At 65.5% G+C, this 20,012-nt stretch carries 22 protein-coding genes; 13 read left to right on the top strand and 9 right to left on the bottom strand.

Translation table 11 applies throughout. The annotated features are described in order from the left end of the window. Nucleotides 1-61 precede the first annotated feature (61 nt). A complete protein-coding gene (gene lnt, locus OXU42_07370) occupies nucleotides 62-1,618 on the top strand; it encodes an apolipoprotein N-acyltransferase (protein MDE0029202.1) in 1,557 nt (518 codons plus the stop codon). Between the two features lie 43 nt (nucleotides 1,619-1,661). On the opposite strand, the gene OXU42_07375 is transcribed toward lnt, so the two are convergent. Next, the gene (locus OXU42_07375; GenBank protein ID MDE0029203.1) at nucleotides 1,662-2,210 is read right to left on the bottom strand and encodes a TIGR00730 family Rossman fold protein; all 549 of its coding nucleotides are present in this window, start codon (nucleotides 2,208-2,210) and stop codon (nucleotides 1,662-1,664) included. Nucleotides 2,211-2,223: 13 nt separating this feature from the next. Beyond that, nucleotides 2,224-2,586, bottom strand: a complete 363-nt coding sequence (gene sugE / locus OXU42_07380; GenBank protein ID MDE0029204.1) for a quaternary ammonium compound efflux SMR transporter SugE — start codon at nucleotides 2,584-2,586, stop codon at nucleotides 2,224-2,226. A 55-nt stretch (nucleotides 2,587-2,641) separates the two neighbouring features. Between sugE and OXU42_07385 the strand changes: the two genes are divergently transcribed. From OXU42_07385 to OXU42_07395, 3 genes are all read left to right on the top strand, one after another. Further along, nucleotides 2,642-3,241, top strand: a complete 600-nt coding sequence (locus OXU42_07385; protein ID MDE0029205.1) for a hypothetical protein — start codon at nucleotides 2,642-2,644, stop codon at nucleotides 3,239-3,241. A 65-nt stretch (nucleotides 3,242-3,306) separates the two neighbouring features. Further along, nucleotides 3,307-3,828, top strand: a complete 522-nt coding sequence (locus tag OXU42_07390) for a decarboxylase (GenBank protein MDE0029206.1) — start codon at nucleotides 3,307-3,309, stop codon at nucleotides 3,826-3,828. Between the two features lie 2 nt (nucleotides 3,829-3,830). Beyond that, nucleotides 3,831-4,397 carry a thiamine pyrophosphate-dependent enzyme gene (locus OXU42_07395; protein ID MDE0029207.1) on the top strand — a complete coding sequence of 189 codons (567 nt, stop codon included), beginning with the start codon at nucleotides 3,831-3,833 and terminating at the stop codon, nucleotides 4,395-4,397. 15 nt (nucleotides 4,398-4,412) lie between these two features. Here OXU42_07395 and OXU42_07400 read toward each other — a convergent pair whose 3' ends face one another. After that, nucleotides 4,413-5,387, bottom strand: coding sequence for a D-2-hydroxyacid dehydrogenase family protein (locus OXU42_07400; GenBank protein MDE0029208.1), 975 nt, complete (start codon nucleotides 5,385-5,387; stop codon nucleotides 4,413-4,415). 85 nt (nucleotides 5,388-5,472) lie between these two features. Here OXU42_07400 and OXU42_07405 point away from each other — a divergent pair, with 85 nt between their 5' ends. Continuing rightward, nucleotides 5,473-5,820: a 4a-hydroxytetrahydrobiopterin dehydratase gene (locus OXU42_07405; GenBank protein MDE0029209.1), complete on the top strand. Its 348-nt coding sequence runs from the start codon at nucleotides 5,473-5,475 to the stop codon at nucleotides 5,818-5,820. A 133-nt stretch (nucleotides 5,821-5,953) separates the two neighbouring features. After that, complete coding sequence (locus OXU42_07410) at nucleotides 5,954-6,967, top strand: amidohydrolase family protein (protein ID MDE0029210.1); 1,014 nt, start codon at nucleotides 5,954-5,956, stop codon at nucleotides 6,965-6,967. Between the two features lie 14 nt (nucleotides 6,968-6,981). Here the strand turns inward: OXU42_07410 and OXU42_07415 are convergent, their stop codons facing one another. Both OXU42_07415 and OXU42_07420 read right to left on the bottom strand, forming a co-directional pair. Beyond that, the gene (locus tag OXU42_07415; protein ID MDE0029211.1) at nucleotides 6,982-8,415 is read right to left on the bottom strand and encodes an amidohydrolase family protein; all 1,434 of its coding nucleotides are present in this window, start codon (nucleotides 8,413-8,415) and stop codon (nucleotides 6,982-6,984) included. A 76-nt stretch (nucleotides 8,416-8,491) separates the two neighbouring features. Next, nucleotides 8,492-9,730 (bottom strand): hypothetical protein, encoded by a 1,239-nt coding sequence (locus tag OXU42_07420; protein MDE0029212.1) that lies wholly within the window; start codon nucleotides 9,728-9,730, stop codon nucleotides 8,492-8,494. Nucleotides 9,731-9,962: 232 nt separating this feature from the next. Between OXU42_07420 and OXU42_07425 the strand changes: the two genes are divergently transcribed. Further along, nucleotides 9,963-11,156 (top strand): dipeptidase, encoded by a 1,194-nt coding sequence (locus OXU42_07425; GenBank protein MDE0029213.1) that lies wholly within the window; start codon nucleotides 9,963-9,965, stop codon nucleotides 11,154-11,156. 28 nt (nucleotides 11,157-11,184) lie between these two features. Here the strand turns inward: OXU42_07425 and OXU42_07430 are convergent, their stop codons facing one another. Together OXU42_07430 and OXU42_07435 are read right to left on the bottom strand one after the other, a co-directional pair. Continuing rightward, nucleotides 11,185-11,601, bottom strand: a complete 417-nt coding sequence (locus tag OXU42_07430; GenBank protein MDE0029214.1) for a putative toxin-antitoxin system toxin component, PIN family — start codon at nucleotides 11,599-11,601, stop codon at nucleotides 11,185-11,187. Further along, nucleotides 11,585-11,821 (bottom strand): hypothetical protein, encoded by a 237-nt coding sequence (locus OXU42_07435; protein ID MDE0029215.1) that lies wholly within the window; start codon nucleotides 11,819-11,821, stop codon nucleotides 11,585-11,587. Before OXU42_07435 ends, OXU42_07430 begins: the two co-directional genes overlap by 17 nt. Before the next feature lie 203 nt (nucleotides 11,822-12,024). Between OXU42_07435 and OXU42_07440 the strand changes: the two genes are divergently transcribed. Continuing rightward, entirely contained in the window at nucleotides 12,025-12,384 is a 360-nt protein-coding gene (locus OXU42_07440; protein ID MDE0029216.1) for a DUF2384 domain-containing protein, read from the top strand. Nucleotides 12,385-12,437: 53 nt separating this feature from the next. Next, entirely contained in the window at nucleotides 12,438-12,959 is a 522-nt protein-coding gene (locus OXU42_07445) for an RES family NAD+ phosphorylase (protein ID MDE0029217.1), read from the top strand. Between the two features lie 72 nt (nucleotides 12,960-13,031). Here the strand turns inward: OXU42_07445 and plsY are convergent, their stop codons facing one another. Together plsY and OXU42_07455 are read right to left on the bottom strand one after the other, a co-directional pair. Further along, on the bottom strand, nucleotides 13,032-13,637 hold the full coding sequence (gene plsY / locus OXU42_07450; GenBank protein MDE0029218.1) for a glycerol-3-phosphate 1-O-acyltransferase PlsY: 606 nt from the start codon (nucleotides 13,635-13,637) through the stop codon (nucleotides 13,032-13,034). Nucleotides 13,638-13,710: 73 nt separating this feature from the next. Next, entirely contained in the window at nucleotides 13,711-14,808 is a 1,098-nt protein-coding gene (locus tag OXU42_07455) for a cupin domain-containing protein (protein ID MDE0029219.1), read from the bottom strand. A gap of 163 nt (nucleotides 14,809-14,971) precedes the next feature. Here OXU42_07455 and OXU42_07460 point away from each other — a divergent pair, with 163 nt between their 5' ends. The 4 genes from OXU42_07460 (at nucleotide 14,972) to OXU42_07475 (ending at nucleotide 19,947) form a co-directional block, all read left to right on the top strand. Further along, nucleotides 14,972-16,297, top strand: coding sequence for a Fic family protein (locus tag OXU42_07460; protein MDE0029220.1), 1,326 nt, complete (start codon nucleotides 14,972-14,974; stop codon nucleotides 16,295-16,297). 148 nt (nucleotides 16,298-16,445) lie between these two features. Then, complete coding sequence (locus tag OXU42_07465; GenBank protein MDE0029221.1) at nucleotides 16,446-17,633, top strand: Xaa-Pro peptidase family protein; 1,188 nt, start codon at nucleotides 16,446-16,448, stop codon at nucleotides 17,631-17,633. A gap of 29 nt (nucleotides 17,634-17,662) precedes the next feature. Next, nucleotides 17,663-18,931: a pyridoxal-phosphate dependent enzyme gene (locus tag OXU42_07470; GenBank protein MDE0029222.1), complete on the top strand. Its 1,269-nt coding sequence runs from the start codon at nucleotides 17,663-17,665 to the stop codon at nucleotides 18,929-18,931. Nucleotides 18,932-18,942: 11 nt separating this feature from the next. After that, entirely contained in the window at nucleotides 18,943-19,947 is a 1,005-nt protein-coding gene (locus OXU42_07475) for an LLM class F420-dependent oxidoreductase (protein MDE0029223.1), read from the top strand. The last annotated feature ends 65 nt before the right edge of the window (nucleotides 19,948-20,012 follow it).

A 20,012-nucleotide genomic window follows, 5' to 3' on the forward strand; every position in this document is an offset into this window, starting at 1 on the left:
CCGTGGCCGGCCGGCCAACCGCGTTGACGCCCCCAGCCGGGACACGTAGACTGCCGGCTTCATGTTCGGGTTCGGGTCGCTGCTCGGGTTGTCGCTCCTCGGCGGGGCGCTCATCGCCGCTCCCTTCCTCTGGCCGGTCCTCTTTCCACTGACCTGGTTGGCCCCTGTCCCATTGCTGGCGGCGATCGAAGGCGCCCGCGACTGGCGGCAAGCCCTGTGGGCCGGAGCGCTCGCGGGCGCGGCCACCATCGCCTTGGGCTTCCACTGGCTCGTCTACACCGTGCACGTGTTCGGCGGGGTGAACTACGCCGTGGCCACGGCGGCGTTCGCTCTCTTCGTGGCCTACGGGGCCGTTCCGTTCGTCGCGTTCGCGGCCCTGGTGCGCGCGTGCGGGCTGGGGCCGCTGGCGCTCTTCCCGGCGGCGTTCTGGGTCGCGGTCGAGTTCTGGTACCCCAACCTCTTCCCCTGGTACCTCGCCACGAGCCAGAACCCGTTCACGCTCCTGATCCAATCGGCGGACCTGACCGGACACTACGGCGTCACCTTCCTGTTGCTGTGGTGCGGCACCGCGCTCTACCAGTGGCTGCGCGCCCGCCGCGGCGCCGGGAGCCCGCGGCGGGCGGCGTGGTCCGCGGCCGCCGCGGCTGCCGTGCTGGCCGCGACGCTGACCTACGGACAGGTGCGGCTGGCCCAGGTCGACGCTGCGTCGAAGGCAGCCGCAGCCCTCGACGTCGCGGTCGTGCAAGGCAACATCTCCATCGAGCGGAAGGGCAAGAACGCCTTCCTCAAGGCCAACCAGGATACCTACAAGGCCCTGTCCCTGAAGAACGCGGACGCCGACGTGGTCATCTGGCCCGAGTCCGCCATGGAAACGTGGCTGCGCGAGAACGGCCGGCGCATCCCCCGCGCGCTCCTGCCCGCGCGCCATCCGCACATGATCGTCGGCGCCATCAGCTACCGGCGCCGGCCGGACAACCGTTTCAGCCGCTACAACAGCGCGGTGGCGGTGGACCCCGCCGGCACTGTGTCGGGCCGCTATCACAAGCAGGTGCTGCTCGCCTTCGGCGAGTACGTTCCGCTGGCGTGGCTCATCGGCTGGGTCCCGGGAGTACAGGCCATCGGCGACGGCTTCACCGCGGGCGAGATCGCGACCGCGCTCACCCTGCCCAAGGGCGCCCGGGCGGCGCCCCTCATCTGTTACGAGGACCTGATGCCCGCGCTCTCCCGCCGCTTCGTGAGGAACCAGCGTGCCAACCTGCTGGTCAACCTGACCAACGACGCTTGGTACGGGGACACCGTCGCGCCGTGGCAGCACGCCTGGCTGGCGCAATGGCGCTCCATCGAGACGCGCCGGGCCATGGTGCGGGCCACCAACACCGGCCTCACCGCGGTCATCGATCCGGCCGGGCGCATGTCCGAGCCGCTGCCGGTGTTCACCGAAGGGGTGCTGCGCGCCACCGTGCCTTTGCTGGAGATGGAGACCTTCTACGTGCGCTACGGCGACTGGTTCCCGTGGCTGATGACGGTGGTGACCGCGGGCGCGGCGTTGGCCGCGGGGATCGCCCGCGGGCCGGCCCGTCGCCGGGAAACGCGAGCACAGCGGCGGCGGAGAGCGTAGTGCGGTGTCCGGCTAATGCGAATCAACCGGAAACCGCACCGGCTCACGACAGACGGAATTCGCCGAGCGCCCGCACCATGCCCTCCACGGTGTCGGCGACGAGCAGCTTGTCCCGATGCTTTTTCTTGAGGAATCCCTGGTCCACCGCGTGGTCGAGAAAGCCGATGAGGTGGGAGTAATATCCCCGCACGTCGAGCAGGCCGCAGGGCTTGGTGTGGAACCCGAGCTGCAGCCAGGTGATCATTTCGGCGATCTCCTCGAGCGTTCCGTAGCCGCCCGGCAGCGCGATGAACCCATCCGAAAGACTCTCCATCAAGGCCTTGCGCTCGTGCATGGAGTCCACCACCCGGAGGTCGGTGAGGTTCGAGTGCACCACCTCCTTGATCATCAGCGCCTCGGGAATGATGCCGATGACCTCGCCGCCCTCCTCCAGGGCGGCGTCGGCCACGCATCCCATGAGCCCGATGGAGGCGCCGCCGTAGACTACGCCGATGCCGCGGCGCGCCAGCTCGCGGCCCAGCGACGCGGCCGTGTGCGCGTACTCCTCCAGCACGCCGGTGCCGGAACCCGAGAAGACACAGATTCGATTCATTCAAGCCCCCGGATCATGCCGCCCTGCCCGCCCGCGGCGCGTTGTCCGTCGCGCCAAGTGTTTCCGAGACCAGCCGCAGCCCGACGATACCGGCGATGATCAGCGCGATGCACGCGAGCCGCAGGACGTCCCTCGATTCCCCGAAAAGGACCATTCCCAGGATCACCGTGCCCACGGCGCCGATGCCGGTCCACACCGCGTAGGCCGTTCCCACGGGCAAGGTCTTCACCGCCTGCGACAGGAAATAGATGCTCACCCCCATGACCACGAGCGTCACCACGCTCGGCCACAGGCGGGTGAACCCCGCCGTGTACTTGAGCCCGACGACCCAGAACACTTCGAACACGCCGGCGATGCAAAGGTAGGTCCAACCCATCATGCTACTCCAACGGATTGCCTCCGTTCAGGCAAATGCCAATAATACCGCCGTCATGCTCAACCCCGCTGCTCATTCCGAGCACTGCCGCGCGTGCAAGACCCGGCTGCGCGAGCTGCTCACCGTGCTTTACCCGGACGCGTGCCACCGGGACCGATCGTTCCCCTGGCCCAGCAGGCCCGAGGCGTACCGCGGCACGCCGATCGGCGCGGTGTTGCAGCGGATCTTCGAGGCGCTGCGCGACCACCGGGGCTACGGGGATTTCATACGGACGCCGTGGATGCCGCCGTGCGACTACCATCTGGACAATATAGCAAGCCCCGGATTCATTCTGGAGTTCGACGAGCGCCAGCACTTCACCCGGCCCCGCGCCATCGCCCTGGGCCTCTATCCGGAGGACCTGCGCATGGGCTTCCCCGTCGGCGAATGGCTTCGGCTGTGCGCGGCGCTGGACGCGCGCGACCCGGAGCCGCCGGACCGGGACGAACGCCGGGCGTGGTACGATACGCTGAGGGACCTGCTCCCTACCGTCCACGGACTCCGTCCCACCGTGCGCCTCTACGAGGGGGCGCTGCGCTGGTGCGAGCTGCGCCCGGACGCCCCCGCCGACGTCGCCCGATTCAAGTCTTTTCTCGAAGGAGGCGCCATAGTATAGAGGGCGAAGGGTCGTCCCGTGCGACGGACGGGACGACGCCCGGCAACAACGGAAGGAGCAACAGCGTGGCGGGAGACAACGACGCCGACAGGCTCAAGGCGCGGGACCTCATCCGCGAGATCAAACGGGCCGGCATCCGCTTCATCGTGGCCCTGCCCGACCGTACCACCAGCGAGCACCTGCTCAAGACCATGATCAAGGACCCGGACTTCCAGGTGGTGCAGGTGTGCAAGGAAGACGAGGGCGTGTCCATCTGCAGCGGCCTCTACGCCGCCGGGCACCGGTCGCTGCTGCTGATGCAGTACACGGGTCTGCTGGACTCCATCAACGCGGTGCGCGGCGTCGCCGTGCAGGGGAAGAACCCGGTGTGCATGATGGTGGGGATGCTCCAGAAGGAGCCCGGCGTCCCCCCCAGGCAGTCCAAGCGCTACGGCCTGCGCATCGTCGAGCCGATCCTGGAGGCGATGGAGGTCGAGTACCACAACATCGAAGCCCCGGGCGAGGCCGACAAGGTCGTGCCCGCGGTGGAGGCGGCCTACGCGGAGTCGAGGCCGGTGGCCATGCTGATCGGACGGGAGCCCATCTGACCATGATGAAACGCGACGAAATGCTCAAGGTTCTGGCGCGCCACCGCACCGACGAGATCGTGGTGGCGGTCTACAAGGCGGCGCAGGACTGGATCCACATCGCGCCGTCCGACCTCAACTACACCTTCACCGGCGCCATGGGACAGGGCTCGTCCCACGCGTTGGGCCTGGCCCTCGGCCGGCCGGACAAACGCGTGGTGCTGCTGGACGGCGACGGCAGCCTGCTCATGAACCTGGGCACCCTCGTCACCATCGCCAACGCCGCGCCGAAGAACCTCGTGCACTGCGTATGCGAGAACGGCACCTACGAGACCAACGGCGGTGTCCCCATCCCGCGCCACGAGAGCTTCACTTTCACCGGCGTCGCCCGCGAGGCCGGCTACGTGAACACCTACACCATCGACGACCTGGAGGACTGGGACCGGAACCTCGACGCCATCCTCAAGGAAGACGGCCCCATCATGGTGGACCTCAAGGTGGAGCCGGGCGAAGACTACCCCGAGAACTTCCCCCGCCTCTACAACACCGAGTACCGCGACCGCTTCGCCAAGGCGCTGGCGGAGTCGTAAAGAGGTGGCGGGGTCCTACGCCTCCGGATTGATCACATTGACCGGCGCGCCTTCGGTGAACGCGACCACGTTGGCGAACGCGGCCTGGTAACGCTGGTACAAAATCCGGTCCACCGCGTAGCCGCGGTGCGACGCCAGGATGACGTTGTCGAAGCGCCGCAAGGGGTGGTCCGGAGGCAGCGGCTCCTCATCGTAGACGTCCAGACCCACCCCGCCGGGGCGCCCGCGCCCCAGTGACTCGACCAGCGCTTCCTCCGAGATGATCGGCCCGCGCGCGGTGTTGATGAGCAGCGCGCCCGGCTTCATGCGCTCCAGCGCGCGCTGGCCGATGAGCCCGCGGGTCTCGGCGTTCAGGCGGCAGTTCACCGACACGACGTCCGACTCTTCGAGCAGCGCGTCCAGTGACACCCTCCGCGCCCCCGCCTCCACGGCGCGCTCGTCGGTCAGGGTCTTGCCCGTGGCCAGCACCTTCATGCTGAAGGCGCCCGCGATGCGCGCCACCTTGCCGCCGATGCGGCCCAACCCGATGACGCCCATGGTCCGTCCCTCCAGCAACAGCCCCACCGACGGCGGCCACCCGCCTTCGCGCATGCCCTGGCTCACCGAGGGAATCTGCCGCGCCAGCGCCAGCAGCAGCGCGAAGGTCAGCTCCACCGTGGACGCGCCCGAGTCGTTGGGAGTGCACGACACCGGGATGCCCCGGCGCGTGGCCTCGGCCACGTCCAGGTGCGGGATGCCGCGGCCGATCTGCGAAATGAAGCGCAGCGACGGCGCCAGCGCGAACTCGCGCTCCCGGAACGGCGAGCGCTCGCGCATGAGCACCACCGCGTGGGCGTCGCCCACCGCAGCCGCCCACTCCTCGTCCGTGGTGAGCTTGCGCTCCACCACCCGGACGTCGGCCACGGCCGAAGCCTCCTGGTAGGCCGGAACCGTCGTCGAGAACTTTTCGTAGTCGTCCAGCACCACCACGCGGAAACGATCGTCTTGCATGAAACCTCCCGTCGCGAACTCGTTGCCCTTCTCGTATCAATCGGCAACACTCTTGGCTAGCGAGATGGGAAACGGAGGAAATTCCATGAGCCAATTGACCGAAGAGAAGTGCGTTGCGTGTCGGGCGGATGCGCCGGTGGTGACGTCGCAGGAAATCCAGGAACTCAAGCCGCACATGCCCGACTGGGCCATGATCGAAGAGGACGGCATTCCCAAGCTCGACCGGCTGTTCAAGTTCAGGAACTTCGCCCAGGCGCTCGCGTTCACGGCCGCGGTGGGCGACATCGCCGAGGAGGAAGGGCACCACCCGAGGATCGTCACCGAATGGGGCCGCGTGCGCGTTACCTGGTGGACCCACAAGATCCGCAACCTGCACCGAAACGACTTCATCATGGCGGCCAAGACCGACGGTGTCTACGACGAAGCCGGGTGATCGACTACACCGGTCTCCGCGCCGTCCGGCGGTCGGGACTCGCTCACCCCGCGCGCTCTTCCCCCGATTGACACGCGGCAACGTCTTGCCGTATTGACTGGGCTACCAACGCCCGTTCGTGGAGGTAACGCACATGGCAGACTATCCCATCCTGGATGCCGACTCGCACATCCGCGAGACCATCGACGACTACCGCTCGCGTGTACCCGAGGTGTACCAACGCATCCGCCAGGGGTTCTTCCCCAGCGATACCTGGGACCGCTTTCTCGGCCGCATGGGCAAGCAGACCATCGGTACGAACGGATACGTAGCGGACATGGACGTGGAGGGCATCAACCTCAGCGTCACCTACCCGACCATGGGGCTGAGCCTGAGCCTCGTGCCCCAGAGCGATCTCCAGAAGGCGCTGGCGCGCGCATGGAACGACTACATCGGCGAGGTCCAGCAGCAGAACCCGCGCATGAAGGGCATCGCCACGGTGTCCCTGAAGGACGTGCCCGCCGCGGTCGAAGAGCTGAACCGCGCCGTGAACAAGTGGCACCACCCGGGCGTGATGCTCCACACCCATGGCCACAAGAAGAACCTCGGCGCCGAGGAGTTCTGGCCCATCTACGCCGAGGCCGAGCGCCTGGGCGTCCCGGTGTGCTTCCACGGCAACTCCTGGGGCGCCGAGGGACAGGAGCGCTGGGAGTGCTTCCTCCAGGCCCACACCGTCAGCTTCTCCTTCGAGATCATGCAGGCCTTCCTGGGCATCACCACCTGCGGGGTGCTGGAGCGCTATCCCAAGCTCAAGGTAGGTTTCTTCGAGGCGGGATGCGGCTGGCTACCCTACTGGCTCGACCGCATCGACGAGCACTACGAGCGCCGCAGCGAGGAAGCGCCGCTGCTCAAGGGCAAGCCCAGCGACTACGTGAAGAGCGGCCGGGTGTACGTGAGCTTCGACCCCGACGACGCCATGCTGCCCTACTGCATGGACCGCTACGGCGACGACATGTGGCTGTTCGCCGCCGACTACCCGCACTGGGACACCATCTGGCCCAACGCCACCAAGGAGGTGCGCGAGCGCACCGACATCTCCGAGGACCAGAAGCGGAAGGTCTTCTTCGACAACTGCAACCGGTTCTACAGTCTCGGACTGGAAGCGTAGCGGAGGCGCCGGGTCTACAACCCCAGCTCCTCCGCCACGGCCTCTCCCACCGCCGTGCCCTTGAAGAAGTCGGGGTTGTTGCGCGTGTGCAGGCGCGCGGCGTTGGTGAAGGTGAACTCGCGGAAGTCCTGCTCGGTCACGTGGCCCTTCTCCACCATCTCGTGGGCCTCGGGAATGACTTCCTTGAAGTCGGGCACGTCGAAGTGCGTGAAGTCCGAGCTGAAGACCGGCTGGAGGCGCACGCCCATGCGCGGGTCGAACGCCCACATGGTGGCGCGGTCGTCGGCCTCGCAGCCGAAGAAGAAGTTCGTGGCGAACACCGCTTCGACGTCCTCCTCGGACTGGATCCCCGCGGCCTCGAAATCGTCCACTACGTGCTCGGGCCTGGATAGCTCTTCGACGCTGCAGTTGGGCCGGAAGGCGTCGAGGTTGTTCATGAGGGCGTCGGCGTTGGCTTTGAGCCGCTCGTCACCATAGCGCTCGATGAACCCCTTCAACTCCTCGACGTCGGTGTCGGCGGGGTACTGCAACCCGGCGCGGCGGCGCTTCTCCCAGTGCTCGATGAGATCGAAGCACATCTGGCAGGCCCAGCTTATGCCGCCTTCCATGAACCCGAAATTGAGGCTCGGGTAGCGGTTCACCAAGCCGCCGAGGAAGACGCCGCGGGCGAAGGCGTGGTTCGACTCGGCGAAGTGGCCCACGTGGTTGAAGGTGAAGTTGCTGATGGAGGCGCGGTCGTGCCAGCGGCCGCTGCCCGAGTGCTGGGTCACGGCCACGCCCAGCTCGACACAGCGGCGCCACACGGGCTCGTAGTCGTAGGGGCTGTCCAGGGCGATGTTGTCGCAGTACCAGGCGGCCTTGCGCGGATCGATGCCCTCGGCAGCCCCCGGGATCTTCCGCTCCTGGTTGCCTCGCATCATGATGGCCCGGTAGCCGCGCTGCACCACCGCGTACTCCAGCTCTTCCAGGGCTTCGTCCGGGTTGTGCGCCGGGATGATGGCCACCGGACAGAAGCGCTCGGGGTACGGCCCGAACATGTCGGCCGTCATCATGTTGTAGGCGCGCACCCCGGCCCGGTGCAGGTCGTCGTCCTGAATGCCGTTCACGCTCAGTCCGAAGCTCGGATAGATCATCGCGAAGTCGATGCCGAGTTCGGGAAGCCGCTCGTTCAGCAGACCCGGCAGGAGGCCCGTGGCCTTGTCGAGGGTATCCGCGGTGACGCCCCACCAGATGGTGCGGCGCATGCGGTGGTGCTGGCGCTCCTGCGGAGTCGCCCGGTACCAGGACTGGTTCCGGCGCCAGAGGTCCTTGATCTGGTCGACGGCTCCGGGGCCGCCGGCTTCGCTCAGGTATTCCAGGAAGACCGGGATCGGCTCGATCCAATGTCCGTCGCCGTCGATCACCGGGTGCTTCAGGCCGTCGTGAATCCTTTGCGCTTCGCTTGCCATGGTCGGGCTCCTGTCGTTGTGGAAGGTCGAACGATCACGCGACAACCTACCACACTACCCGGCCGCGTGCACCGTTTCAGCGCCTGGACCTTCTCCGGGACTTGGTCGCGGCCTTCCGTTGAGAGGCGTGCAGCTCTTCGTTCACGGCTCCCTGGACCAGCTCGGCCTGCCAACGCAACAGGCCCGAACACGCCATGGTTTCGTCCTCGGACCGCGGGCGGGTTCGGGCGATGTTTTCGAGGGCGGCCTTGGGCGCCAAGGTCCATGGAGCGATCCCCAACCCGGTGGCGATCCGGGCGCACTCGGTGCGCAACGCGTCGAACTCCCTGTCGTTGAAATTCGGAACGTCGGGGCGCGCGGCGCGCCGGGGCTCCGGCCACTCGCTCTCCGCCATGGTCGCGGCCCGATGGAGCGCATGCCCGAGCGCCCTCCGGCGCGAGCCGACGATGTCGCGCGGCAATTTCGGACCTTGGTCCAGCGCCACGCCCGGATGCGCGTCGGCCCATTCCACCAGCTCCAGTATCCGCTGATTCTGGAGCACCTTGAAGGACGGCCGGTTGACGCGCCGGGCCAACGTGTCGCGCCAATGCCAGATCTCCCGCAGATAGGCCAGTTGGCGACGCGACAGGCGCCCCGCGCCCTTGATGCGCCAGATGTCCTCCGGATCGCGGGCACGGTCCTGTCCTGCGGCCTCCACCATCGCGCGGCAGCTCTCCCGATGCCATGCCACCCGCTCCCAGTGGAGCAGCTCCCCGTGCAGGCGCTCGGCAAGGGCTTCCAGATAGCGCGTGTCGTTGACCGCGTAGCGCAACTGCGTTTCGCTGAGGGGCCGGCGAGACCAGTCCGATTTCTGCGAATCCTTGACGAGCGCGATGTCCAGGAGTTGCTCGACAAGGGAGGCCAGCCCGATCTGTTCGATACCGAGCAGTTGCGCCGCGATCATCGTGTCGAAGACCTCCCCGCGGGGCCTGAAGCCCTTCCAGGCGCGCAGAAGCCGCAGGTCGTAGTCGGCGCCGTGCAGGATCAGCCGCTTGTCCGACAGGACCTCGACGAAACCGGCCAGGTCCAAATCCGACAAGGGATCGACGACGAAGTGCGCGTCCCCGACGGTTAGCTGAATCAGGCAGACCTTTTCCGCGTAGTTGTGCAGGCTGTCCGCCTCGGTATCCAGCGCCACCGACCGCGTCGCGCGGAGGCGCTGCATCAACTGCTCCAACGCTCCGGGCTCACGGACGTAGACGTAGTCCGCGGACTCTCCCTTGCGCGCACCTCTTGCTTCGGCAACATCGATTTTGTCATCAAACTTCTCAGGCACGGGTCTGTTCTTCCCCCTCCGCTCCACTCAACTTTATCATTAATTCAACAATTGAGCATCGCAATTTATGAAATTTTGTGCAGTGTCGGTTCAGTTTTTGTTCACTATGGTTTCACGGTCCGTCGAACGGACGAACGAGCACCGCGGCGGGGTTCGCCCGAGCGAGACCGACATTGCGCGCGGACGGCTGTACAGATACGCTGATGCCATTGAACGGCTTGGTTCCCGACCCGTGAAGTCCCTGTCCGCACACACCGACGCCGACCTGCTGGACCGCGCCCGCGCCATCCATGCGCGTATCCTGACCTTGGACACGCACGTCGACATTCCGCCCGATTTCGGCACCGAGACCTATGACCCCAGGGAGGCGAAGAGAGGACGGGGGCAGATCGACCTGGTGGGGATGGAGCAAGGCGGGTTGGACGCGGTGTTCTTCATCGTCTACGTGGGGCAAGGGGAACGCAACGCGGCGGACTATGCCAGGGCCATGGCGGACGCCTTCGCCAAGTTCGCGGCCATCCGCCGGATGACCGACGTGCAGTATCCCGAGGCCATCGCCCTGGCGCGCTCGGCTGCGGACGTGCGCCGCATTCACGGCCAAGGGAGGCTTGCGGCGCTCATCGGCATCGAGAACGGCCATGCCCTCGGGCGCGACCTGCGCCTCCTCGACACCTACCACGGCTTCGGCGCGCGCTACCTGGGCCTGCTGCACAACGGCCACAACGACCTCGGCGACTCGGCCGTGCCCTACCCGCGTTTCAAGGACGCACCCGCCGAGCACGGCGGCCTGACGGACTTCGGCCGCGCCTCGGTCGCGCGCGCCAACGACCTGGGCATCATGGTGGATGTCTCCCACGCGGCCATGACCACGGCGCTGGACGCCATCCGCGCCTCCCGCGCGCCCGTGATCGCGTCCCACTCCAGTGTCAAGGGCGTCTACGACCATCCGCGGAACCTGTCCGACGAGGCGCTGGCGGCCATCCGCGACAACGGCGGCGTCGCCCAGATGGTGGCCTTCGATGCGTATCTGCGGCCCGTGTCCGGCGAGCGGCAGTCGGCGCTCCGTGGCCTCAGGACCGCGATGGGCATCAAGGGCTTCGCCGACTTCCAACGGTTGAGCGACGAGAAGCGCGACGAATGGCACACCCGCCGGCAGGAGATCGACCTCAAGTGGCCCAAGGCGTCCGTTAGAGATTTCGCCGACCACATCGACTACGCGGTCAACCTGGCGGGCATCGACCACGTCGGCATCGCGTCGGACTTCAACGGCGGCGGCGGCATCGCCGGCTGGGACAACGCACGCGACACCCTCAACGTCACCGTCGAACTGGTGCGCCGGGGTTACGGCGAGGATCAAATCGCCCTGCTGTGGGGCGGCAACCTGTTGCGGGTGATGGAGGCGGTGGAGGCGTTTTCAATACGTTGAGGGCCACCGCGCTGCCGCATCATCCGAATCACGCTTTGGCCACACGGCTCAGGGCTTCACGGGCAGTCACGACAGGAATACCTTCCACCACTCCAAGCGCGAGCAAGTGTTTCTTGTCGCCAGTGACGAGCAGGTCGGCCTTTCCGTCGATTGCGGTAGCCAGAATAGGGTTGTCGTCGGGATCGGCGGACAAGTCCACTACAGGAAGTTCGCGCTGGACAACGGCCCTTGCGCCGATGTTCTCGACGATCGCGGCAGCTTCGTCGGCGTCGACGAACCGACGAAGACGAGGCCGGGCAAGAACTTGGGCCATCTCGCTCAATTGCGCAAGCGAGGTGACGAGTTCGATCTCGCCACGCAGCCACGCCTGGTACAGCAAATCGGGCGGAGTGCCCTTGGTGATGAGGGCGCTGATGAGGATGTTGGTGTCAAGAACGATCCGCACGTCTAGCCGCCACCTCGTCATCAATCAGGTTAAGAATCGCTCGCTGGTCACACGCAGCATTGCGGTCCTTGACCTGATCGACGGTAAGGTCCAGAACGCGACGGCGCACAGCTTCGTCGACGAACCGGGACAGATCGCCCTTCTTGCCGCCGTTGCGCGCGAGAAAGGTGCGGACCACCCTGTCCGTCTCTTCAGGAATGGAGAGGTTCCAACGAGTCATACTTCAATTCCCCAGTTAGACATATAAACATCTACGCGTTTATACGTCCACCGTATCCCGAGTCAGCCCGTCCGGTCAACGTCACCTCAGGGAGGCCATTCCCGAAGTCTTGACTTATATGTTTCTACATGTATTTTGATTGAAACAATAAAGTCAAAGACGTGACGGCTATAAGCCGATCCAGACACCGAATGGAGTCCCGCATGGACCAGGTACAAGTGAAGGCGGTCAAACCAGTGGTGCAGTTCATCGAACGGCTGCAACAGACCGGTGGGTTGAAGGGAACCGACATCGCGAATTTCACCGGCGTTTCCAAAGCGACCGTGTCCCGCTGGACGACCGGTCGGAAGTCGCCGCATCCGAACACACAACTCATCATCTCCGATTTGTCCTATGTGGTGCTGCGGCTCAGCGAGTACTACAGCCGGGAAGAGGTACGTGTCTGGCTCTACGCGCGCCATCCGCAGTTGGACGGGGAGCGGGCCATCGACCTTGTACGTGGCGAGCGGACCGAGGAAGTGATCGCGATCCTCGATCGCCTCGACGCGGATGCGTACATCTAAGCGCGGTGCAAGGGAACATCTCTCAAACCCGTCGTCGCATACGCGATCAGCAGTTGCTCGATACGCTGGAATCCGTCGAGCTGGCTCCCTATTCGGAAACGGTGTGGCGGTCGGTCCGAGAGGGCCACGATCCGCTTGCCTGCTGGCGGTCCGGCGGCCGCTGGGACGACGGGACGCTCGACGTGCTTTATACCTCGGAAACGCGCGAGGCCGCCGTCGCCGAGCGACGGTTTCATCTCTATCAGGGCCAACCCATTCCGCCTTCCAGGGTCCGATATGAACTATACGAACTCACCGTATCTCTTGAAGCGGTCATGCGCTTCCCCGATCTTGAAGCACTGTCTTCCATCGGGTTCGATACGGCGCGCTACGGCCAATTGAGCTATCTTGAGCGGGAAAAGGAGTATCCCCGTTCTCAGGAGGTGGCCGAGACTTGTGCGTTCCTGGGCGCTGACGGACTGTTGGTCCCGAGCGCTCGCGTCCCGGCGTCGAGCAATTTGATCGTCTTCTGCGAACAGGAGACGCAGATCGTGAAGGAAATCGTCCGGAACCACGGGGTGGTCGATTTCAGTTGAACTGTGGTCGCCCCCCGATCGGCGGGCGTTCATAGAAGGGGAGCCGCTGGCAGACCAGCGGGACAAGGCCGTCTATCCGTCCGAACCGCGCCTGCGCAACTCGAACGGCGGCTCTTCCCCCGCCAGCAGCCGCCGGATGTTCTCCCGGTGGCGCACCACCACCAGGAATCCGATGACGAGGCTCATCCAGAACGTTTCCACCGGATAGGACAGCGCCCAGGCAGCGACCGGACCTGCCGCGGCCGCGGCCATGGAAGCCGGGGAGACCCGCCGGCTGGCCAGGACCGCCAGGGCGAACGCCCCAAGCAGGGCCAGGAGGCCCAGGGGCATGACTCCCAGGTAGACGCCGGCGGCGGTGGCCACGCCCTTGCCTCCCTTGAATCCCAGGAACACCGGGTAGAGATGGCCCGCGAACGCGGCCAGACCGGCGGATGCGGCCGCGGCCGGGCCGAGGTCCAGCAGGTGTGCCGCCAGCACGGGGAGGAAACCCTTGGCGACATCGGCCAGCAGCGTGACGAGGCCCTTCTTCCAACCCAGGGTCCGGGCCACGTTGGTGGCGCCGATGTTGCCGCTCCCGGCGCTGCGCACGTCCACGCCCGAGGAGGATCCCACCAGAAAGCCCGCGGGGATCGATCCCAGGAGATAGGACAGTATTGTCAGGATGATCGCAGCCGCCATGGCATCGGATCGGGTCGGACAAAAAAAGGGAGGAAGCCCCAAGGCCTCCTCCCTCCGTCAAAAGGCCTCTATCCTACGCGGCGGGCTTGACGTAGACGTTGGGATCCATGCGCGACTCGGCTCCCAGCCTGGTCATGTCCGACTCGAACATCTCGCGGATGTACGCCGGCTGGTCGTAGTACTCGATCTGGTTGCCGCCGGACTTCACGTCCTTGTCGACCTTGGAGATGTCTCCGTAGCCCTCGCCCATGCTGTGCTTGATGCCGCCGAAACGCAAGGGCAGATAGCGCGCGCCGGTGGGGCCGAGGTTGAAGTGCTGGTGGAACATCATCTCCGGCGGCACGAACACGCTGCCGTCCTGCCAGTCGTAGCGCTTGGGCTCCTCGCCTTCCCACCAGAACAACGAGAAACCCTGCCCCTTGATGATGATGACGTTGAAGCCCGGCCCGTGGCGGTGGGCCTTCTTGTAGGTCCCCACGGGGAACTCGGAGATGTGCGCCGCCATGGTGCCGTCGCACATTTCGAGAAAGACGTTCTTGCCGCCCGCGCCCCGCTCCTTCCACTCCTGGAGGTTGAAAGTGCGGGTGTCGGCGATGAAGTTGGTCTCCCAGATCCGGCCGGGATGCTGCGTGCCCTGGCTGGAGAAAAAGTCCGGCCGCCCGTCGAAGCGGTCCCGGAAGTCGTAGGGCGTGTTGAAGATAAAGTCGTCGTTGTGGAACAGGCTGAAGACGATGGGCATGTTGTTGACCGAGAACAGCCGCGCCGGCTTGTCGCCCTGGCCGTTGAAGTGCTGGTGATGCACGTTCAACGGGACCGAAATGAGGCTCCCTTCCTGCCACTCGAAGGTCTGCTTGGCGCCGTTGTCGTTCCAGATGGTGGTGGCGCCGCGGCCCTGCACCACCAGGATCAGCTCCTCGTAGAGGTGGCGCATGGGGTTCAGGCTCTTGCCCGGCGCGATCTCGACGATGTAGGCGCCGGTGGCGTCGCCCGCTCCCTCCATGTTGAAGAGCGTCCCGTCACCGCCCATGCGGTCCCACCACTTGAGCGGCACCTCCTTCAGGTCCTTGATGAAGAACGTGTCGACAACGTCCACTCCCTCGCCCTTCTGCCACTTGTAGAAGAAGGGGATGTTGTCCATCGTGGTTTCGATCTCTTCAGCGGGCTTGGCCATGGGCTCCTCCGAATCTCAAGAAAATTCAAGGGGTAACTCTTACATGAGGTGTGTCGAAAAAACAACAACCGTCACGCCGCCAACCCGCTACGGGCCGCGGATCCTCTTGACATGCAACAAATACTAATTCATTTATGAATTAGTATTTGCTTGAAATCAGACGATGAAAATTCCACAAACCCCGCCGAGCCTCGCGGAGATACTGAAGGAACCCGACCAGATAATGCGGATCGTCACGCACGAAGGGATCGGTCCGTCGCAGGGGAAGCAGTATCGGCACTGGGAAAACCTCAGGCGCATCCAGCCTCCGACCGGACTGTCTTCCGAAGAATGGTGGGCGGCGGTGAAATTGGCCCGTAGCCAGACACGCAGGACCATTCCTCTGAAGGACACGAACGGGAACGCCTTTGGCTACTGCCTCGCGGATCCCGTGCTCGAATCCCTGTATGAAATCGACCGGAACGTAAGCGGGAGAATCACGACAACCGACCAGCTCCTGAATCCACAAACAAGGGACCGCTACGTCGTGAGTTCCCTGATCGAAGAGGCCATCACCTCAAGCCAGCTTGAAGGGGCGTCCACAACGCGCGACGCTGCGAAGCAAATGATTCGCTCCGGCCGAAATCCGATGAATCGAAGCGAGATGATGATCCTCAACAACTACCGGGCGATCCAGCAGGTCAAGGAACTCACCGCCCAGCCGCTCACCCCTGAGATCGTGTTCACGATCCACGGGACACTGGTCGAAGGGACCCTTGAGGAAGGCCAGACCGGCCACCACCTGCGGAAACCTGGGGACGGTGTCGCCGTCTACCACGACGGGGACGGAACCCTGCTCCATACTCCACCGCCCGCGCGGGAAATCGCCCGTCGAATGGCCGCCATGTGTAGTTTCGCGAACAAGACCCCGACCGACACCTTTCTGCATCCCATCCTCAAGGCGATCATCCTGCATTTCTGGCTTGCCTACGACCATCCGTTCGTCGACGGCAACGGCCGGACCGCCAGGGCCTTGTTCTACTGGTCGGTACTCTCACAGGATTTCTGGATGTTCGAGTTTCTTTCAATTTCGGCCGTCATTCGGAGATCGCCCACCAGGTATGCCAAGTCGTTCCTCTACACCGAGACCGACGAGAACGATCTGACCTACTTTCTCCTGGCCCAGCTTCAAGTCATCCGGCAGGCGATCAAGGCCTTGTACGCGTACCTCGACAAGAAAGCCCTGGAAATTCAAAGCATCGAGAAGATTCTTCAAGCCCACGTCTCGATCAACCACCGGCAACTGGCGCTGCTCGGGCATGCCCTCCGGCACCCAGGGGCACGCTATACGATAGACACACACAAGAAGACTCACCGAGTCACCTATCAGACGGCACGGACCGACCTTCTCGATCTTGCCTCACGGAACCTGCTCGTCAGGACGAAGACCGGGCAGTATTTCACCTTCACCGCGCCCGCGGACTTGGCGAAGCGGCTGAAGGTCCTGTGATCAATTACTAATTTGCAGATGAATTAGTAGCAATTAGTATCTGGAAGGGCACGCGGTCTTCCATACCCTTGTTTGACACCCCGGATTCGGCTTCCCTATAGTCAGTGTCTTCACGACATCGTAATTCTTGCCCCCAGGGAGCTCACCAATGTGGATCAACGAACCGCGGGCCAAGCGGGTGCTGGCCGCTCATGACCTCGACGGCCTGCTGGCCGCCAGCAACATTCCCAACGTCTTCTACCTGAGCGGCGTATGGCGGAGGCAGGACATCGCCGCCATCGTCACCCGGGACGCGGTGACCGCGCCCTGGATCGTGATTCCCCGGGGCGAGGTGGACTACATGGTGGACACGGTGCCGCCGGCCGGCGTGGTCACCTACGGCACCTTCTTCCGCGTGATGGAGGACAACGGGCCGTTGACCCCTCGCGAGCAACGCATCCGCGAGCTGGGCATCGACCCGGAGCCGGTGGCCAACTTCTTCGAGGGCCTCGTGCGCACGCTGGAGAACGCGGGCCTTGACCGGAGCCGGCTCGGCTACGACGAACGAGGCCTGGACCCGGCGCTGGCGGAACGCCTTCGGGAACGGTTCCCGCACCTGGAGCTGGTGCCGGCCATGGCCGTGTTCCGCGAGATCCGCATGGTCAAGAGCGCGGCCGAGATCGAGCGCATGACCGAGGCGGTGCGCATCACCGAGCAGTCCATCTACGAGGCCGCCCACGAGGCGCGCGAGGGCATGACCGAAGCGGAGATGTGCCTGGCCTTCGACCTGGGACAGGTGCGGCGCGGCGCCGAGCCCAACATGAACCACGTGGGCTTCGGCCGGAGCGCGGCCCTGGGCATGACCAACGTTCCCGAAGACACCCTCAAGGTCGGCGACATGATCCGCTTCGACGTGGGATGCCTCTACAAGGGCTACCTCACCGACATGTCGCGTACCTTTTCGTTCGGTCCGCCGGACGAGAAATTCTCGTTATATTACAACGCGATACTCAAAGGCCAAGATCTGGCCCTCAGCCTCGTCAAGCCGGGCAAGGTCGCCTCGGAGATCTTCAACGAGACGGTCGCCGAAGTTCGCGAAACCGGCATCCCGCACTACGGCCGCCAGCACGTGGGACACGGCATCGGCCTGGGCCTCGGCGGCTACGACCGGCCCACCATCGCGCCCAGCGACGACACCCCGCTGGAGGCGGACATGGTGCTGTGCATCGAGACCCCCTACTACGAGATGGGCTGGGGCAGCGTGCAGGTGGAGGACATGATCGTGGTCACCGAGGACGGCTACCGCCGCCTCACTTCGGTGCCCCGGCACCTCCAGGTGCTGGAGCCGCGTTCGTGACCGTGTGCCCCGCCCCAGCGTAGTCCCGCATGAGCCACCTCACCGGCCTCACGTGCATCCGTTGCGGCGCGTCCTTTGGCATCGAGCCCCGTTTCGACGGGTGTCCTGAATGCCGGGCGCAGGCGCCTGCCAACCTGACGCCCCGCTACGACCTCGACGCCGCCGCCCGGACCCTCTCCGTCGAGTCGCTCGGGGACCGGCCTTCGGACATGCGGCGCTACCGCGAGCTGCTCCCTCCAGATGTCCAGGACGCCGCCACTCTGCGCGAGGGCGGGACGCCGCTGCTGTACTGCGAGCGCTATGGCCGGCGGCTCGGACTCGAACGGCTCTTCGTCAAGGACGAGTCCCGGAACCCCTCGGGCTCCTTCAAGGACCGGCTGGCGTTCACCGCCTTGGCCATGGCCGGGCGTTTCGGCGCCCGGGCGGTGGGGGTCAGCTCCACCGGCAACGCCGGCGCCGCGGCCGCGTCCTATGCCGCCCGCGCCGGGCTCCCCTGCATCGTGCTCACCGTCCAGGGCGCGGCCTCCGCCATCGTCACCCAGATGCAGGCCTACGGCGCCATGGTGGTGGCCACCCGCACCAAGGCCGCCCGCTGGAAGCTCCTGCAAACCGGGGTGTCGGAGTGGGGCTGGTATCCGACCTCGCCCTACTTCGGCCCGCCGGTGGGCAGCAACCCCTACGGCGTGGACGGCTACAAGACCATCGCCTACGAGGTGTGCGAGCAACTGGACTGGGAGCCGCCCGACTGGTGCGTGCTGCCGGTGGCCTACGGCGACGCGCTGTTCGGCATGTGGAAGGGCTTCGAGGAGCTTGCCGCCTTGGGCTTCATCCGCAAGACCCCGCGCATGGTGGCCGGCGAGATGGCCGGCTGTCTGTTGGCGGCGCTGACCTCCGGCGACGACGCCATCCCCGAAATCGCGGCGCCGTCCCCCTACGTGGCCGGCTCCATAAGCGTGAACCAGAGCACGTACCAAGCACTGTACGCCTTGCGCGCATCCGGCGGCACCGCACGTGTAGCGCGGAATGACGAACTGCTGAGACTGCAACGGGATGTCGCGGCCGACGAAGGCATCTACGCCGAGCCCTCATCCCTGGCCGCCCTTGCCGCGTTGCACCGGCTGTGCGAAGAAGGCCGCATCGCCCGGAACGACACGGTGATGGTGCTGAATACCGCCAGCGGCCTCAAGGACACCGCCGCCACCGCCGCGGCCGCACCCGAGATCCCCACCGTGGACGGCGACACAGCGCAATTCCTGGAGACATTGAATGATGCCTACGGCTATCGCGCGGAGGACTAAGGCAACTTCATATGAAATTCAGCATCCAACTCCCTACCTGCACCGAGGGCCTCGTCAACCCGGTGCCTTTCGTGGAACCCGCAGAGTTCGTGCACATGGCCCAGGAAGCCGAGCGGCTGGGGTACGACGCGGTCTGGGGCAACGATCACATCACCCCCGCGGCCTACGCGCGGCAGAAGTGGTCGGAGCCGCCGAACTTCTACGAGGTGCTGGTGACTCTGGCCGCGGTGGGCGCCCGCACCACGCGCATCCGGCTAGGCACCGCCGTGCTGGTGCTGCCGCTGCGCGACCCGGTGCTGCTGGCCAAGCAGGTGAGCACGCTGGACCGGTTCACGGGCGGCCGGGTGATCCTGGGCACCGGCATCGGCGCCTACCGCGAGGAGTTCGACGCCCAGTGGCCGAAGCGCAAGGCGGAGCGGCGCGGCGACCTGCTGGACGAGAGCCTGGAGGCGCTGCGGTGCCTGTTCCGGGACACGGACGCCACTTTCGAGGGCCGGCACATCGCCTTCCGTAACATCGCCATGCGCCCCAAGCCGGTGCAGGACCCTCTGCCCATCTTCGTGGGTGGTCACAACGAGGCCATGATCCGGCGCGCGGCCCAAGTCGGACAGGGATGGCTGCCCGGCTGGCGCCCCTTCGATCAGATCGTGGAGCGCGTGGCGCTGCTGCGCCGGCTCACCGAGGAGGCGGGACGGGAAACCGGGGCGGTGGAGGCCTGTTCCCAGTTCACCCTATGCATCGGCAAGACCGTGGAAGAGGCGCGCGCCCGCTACCGCAAGACGGGCATGGTGCAGCACCGCGTGTCTCTGGCGCACACCGGCCGCGACCCGGCCCTGGCCGAGACCCACAACCTCATCGGCAGCCCCGCCAGCATCCTGGAGCAGGTGGCGTTCCTGGAAAAGGCCGGCATCGACCACGTATGCGCATTGCAGTTCCCATCGGACACCGGCGCCGAGATGCTGGAGCAGATCCAGTGGCTGGCCGAAGAGGTAATGAAGCCGTTCAACAGCGGGTAACTAACTGATATACCTCCATTTCCTTACATCATTCCCGCGCAAGCGGGAATCCAGGAGCAGGGAGA

The organism is Deltaproteobacteria bacterium (genome assembly GCA_028818775.1).
Classification (GTDB): Bacteria; Desulfobacterota; Binatia; order UBA9968; family JAJDTQ01; genus JAJDTQ01.

Excerpts from the sequence above, each read along its gene's own strand:
- lnt (MDE0029202.1), top strand. The coding sequence starts at position 62 with ATGTTCGGGTTCGGGTCGCTGCTCGGGTTGTCGCTCCTCGGCGGGGCG.
- OXU42_07375 (MDE0029203.1), bottom strand. The coding sequence starts at position 2,210 with ATGAATCGAATCTGTGTCTTCTCGGGTTCCGGCACCGGCGTGCTGGAG.
- sugE (MDE0029204.1), bottom strand. The coding sequence starts at position 2,586 with ATGGGTTGGACCTACCTTTGCATCGCCGGCGTGTTCGAAGTGTTCTGG.
- OXU42_07385 (MDE0029205.1), top strand. The coding sequence starts at position 2,642 with ATGCTCAACCCCGCTGCTCATTCCGAGCACTGCCGCGCGTGCAAGACC.
- OXU42_07395 (MDE0029207.1), top strand. The coding sequence starts at position 3,831 with ATGATGAAACGCGACGAAATGCTCAAGGTTCTGGCGCGCCACCGCACC.
- OXU42_07400 (MDE0029208.1), bottom strand. The coding sequence starts at position 5,387 with ATGCAAGACGATCGTTTCCGCGTGGTGGTGCTGGACGACTACGAAAAG.
- OXU42_07405 (MDE0029209.1), top strand. The coding sequence starts at position 5,473 with ATGAGCCAATTGACCGAAGAGAAGTGCGTTGCGTGTCGGGCGGATGCG.
- OXU42_07410 (MDE0029210.1), top strand. The coding sequence starts at position 5,954 with ATGGCAGACTATCCCATCCTGGATGCCGACTCGCACATCCGCGAGACC.
- OXU42_07415 (MDE0029211.1), bottom strand. The coding sequence starts at position 8,415 with ATGGCAAGCGAAGCGCAAAGGATTCACGACGGCCTGAAGCACCCGGTG.
- OXU42_07435 (MDE0029215.1), bottom strand. The coding sequence starts at position 11,821 with ATGACTCGTTGGAACCTCTCCATTCCTGAAGAGACGGACAGGGTGGTC.
- OXU42_07440 (MDE0029216.1), top strand. The coding sequence starts at position 12,025 with ATGGACCAGGTACAAGTGAAGGCGGTCAAACCAGTGGTGCAGTTCATC.
- plsY (MDE0029218.1), bottom strand. The coding sequence starts at position 13,637 with ATGGCGGCTGCGATCATCCTGACAATACTGTCCTATCTCCTGGGATCG.
- OXU42_07455 (MDE0029219.1), bottom strand. The coding sequence starts at position 14,808 with ATGGCCAAGCCCGCTGAAGAGATCGAAACCACGATGGACAACATCCCC.
- OXU42_07460 (MDE0029220.1), top strand. The coding sequence starts at position 14,972 with ATGAAAATTCCACAAACCCCGCCGAGCCTCGCGGAGATACTGAAGGAA.
- OXU42_07465 (MDE0029221.1), top strand. The coding sequence starts at position 16,446 with ATGTGGATCAACGAACCGCGGGCCAAGCGGGTGCTGGCCGCTCATGAC.
- OXU42_07470 (MDE0029222.1), top strand. The coding sequence starts at position 17,663 with ATGAGCCACCTCACCGGCCTCACGTGCATCCGTTGCGGCGCGTCCTTT.
- OXU42_07475 (MDE0029223.1), top strand. The coding sequence starts at position 18,943 with ATGAAATTCAGCATCCAACTCCCTACCTGCACCGAGGGCCTCGTCAAC.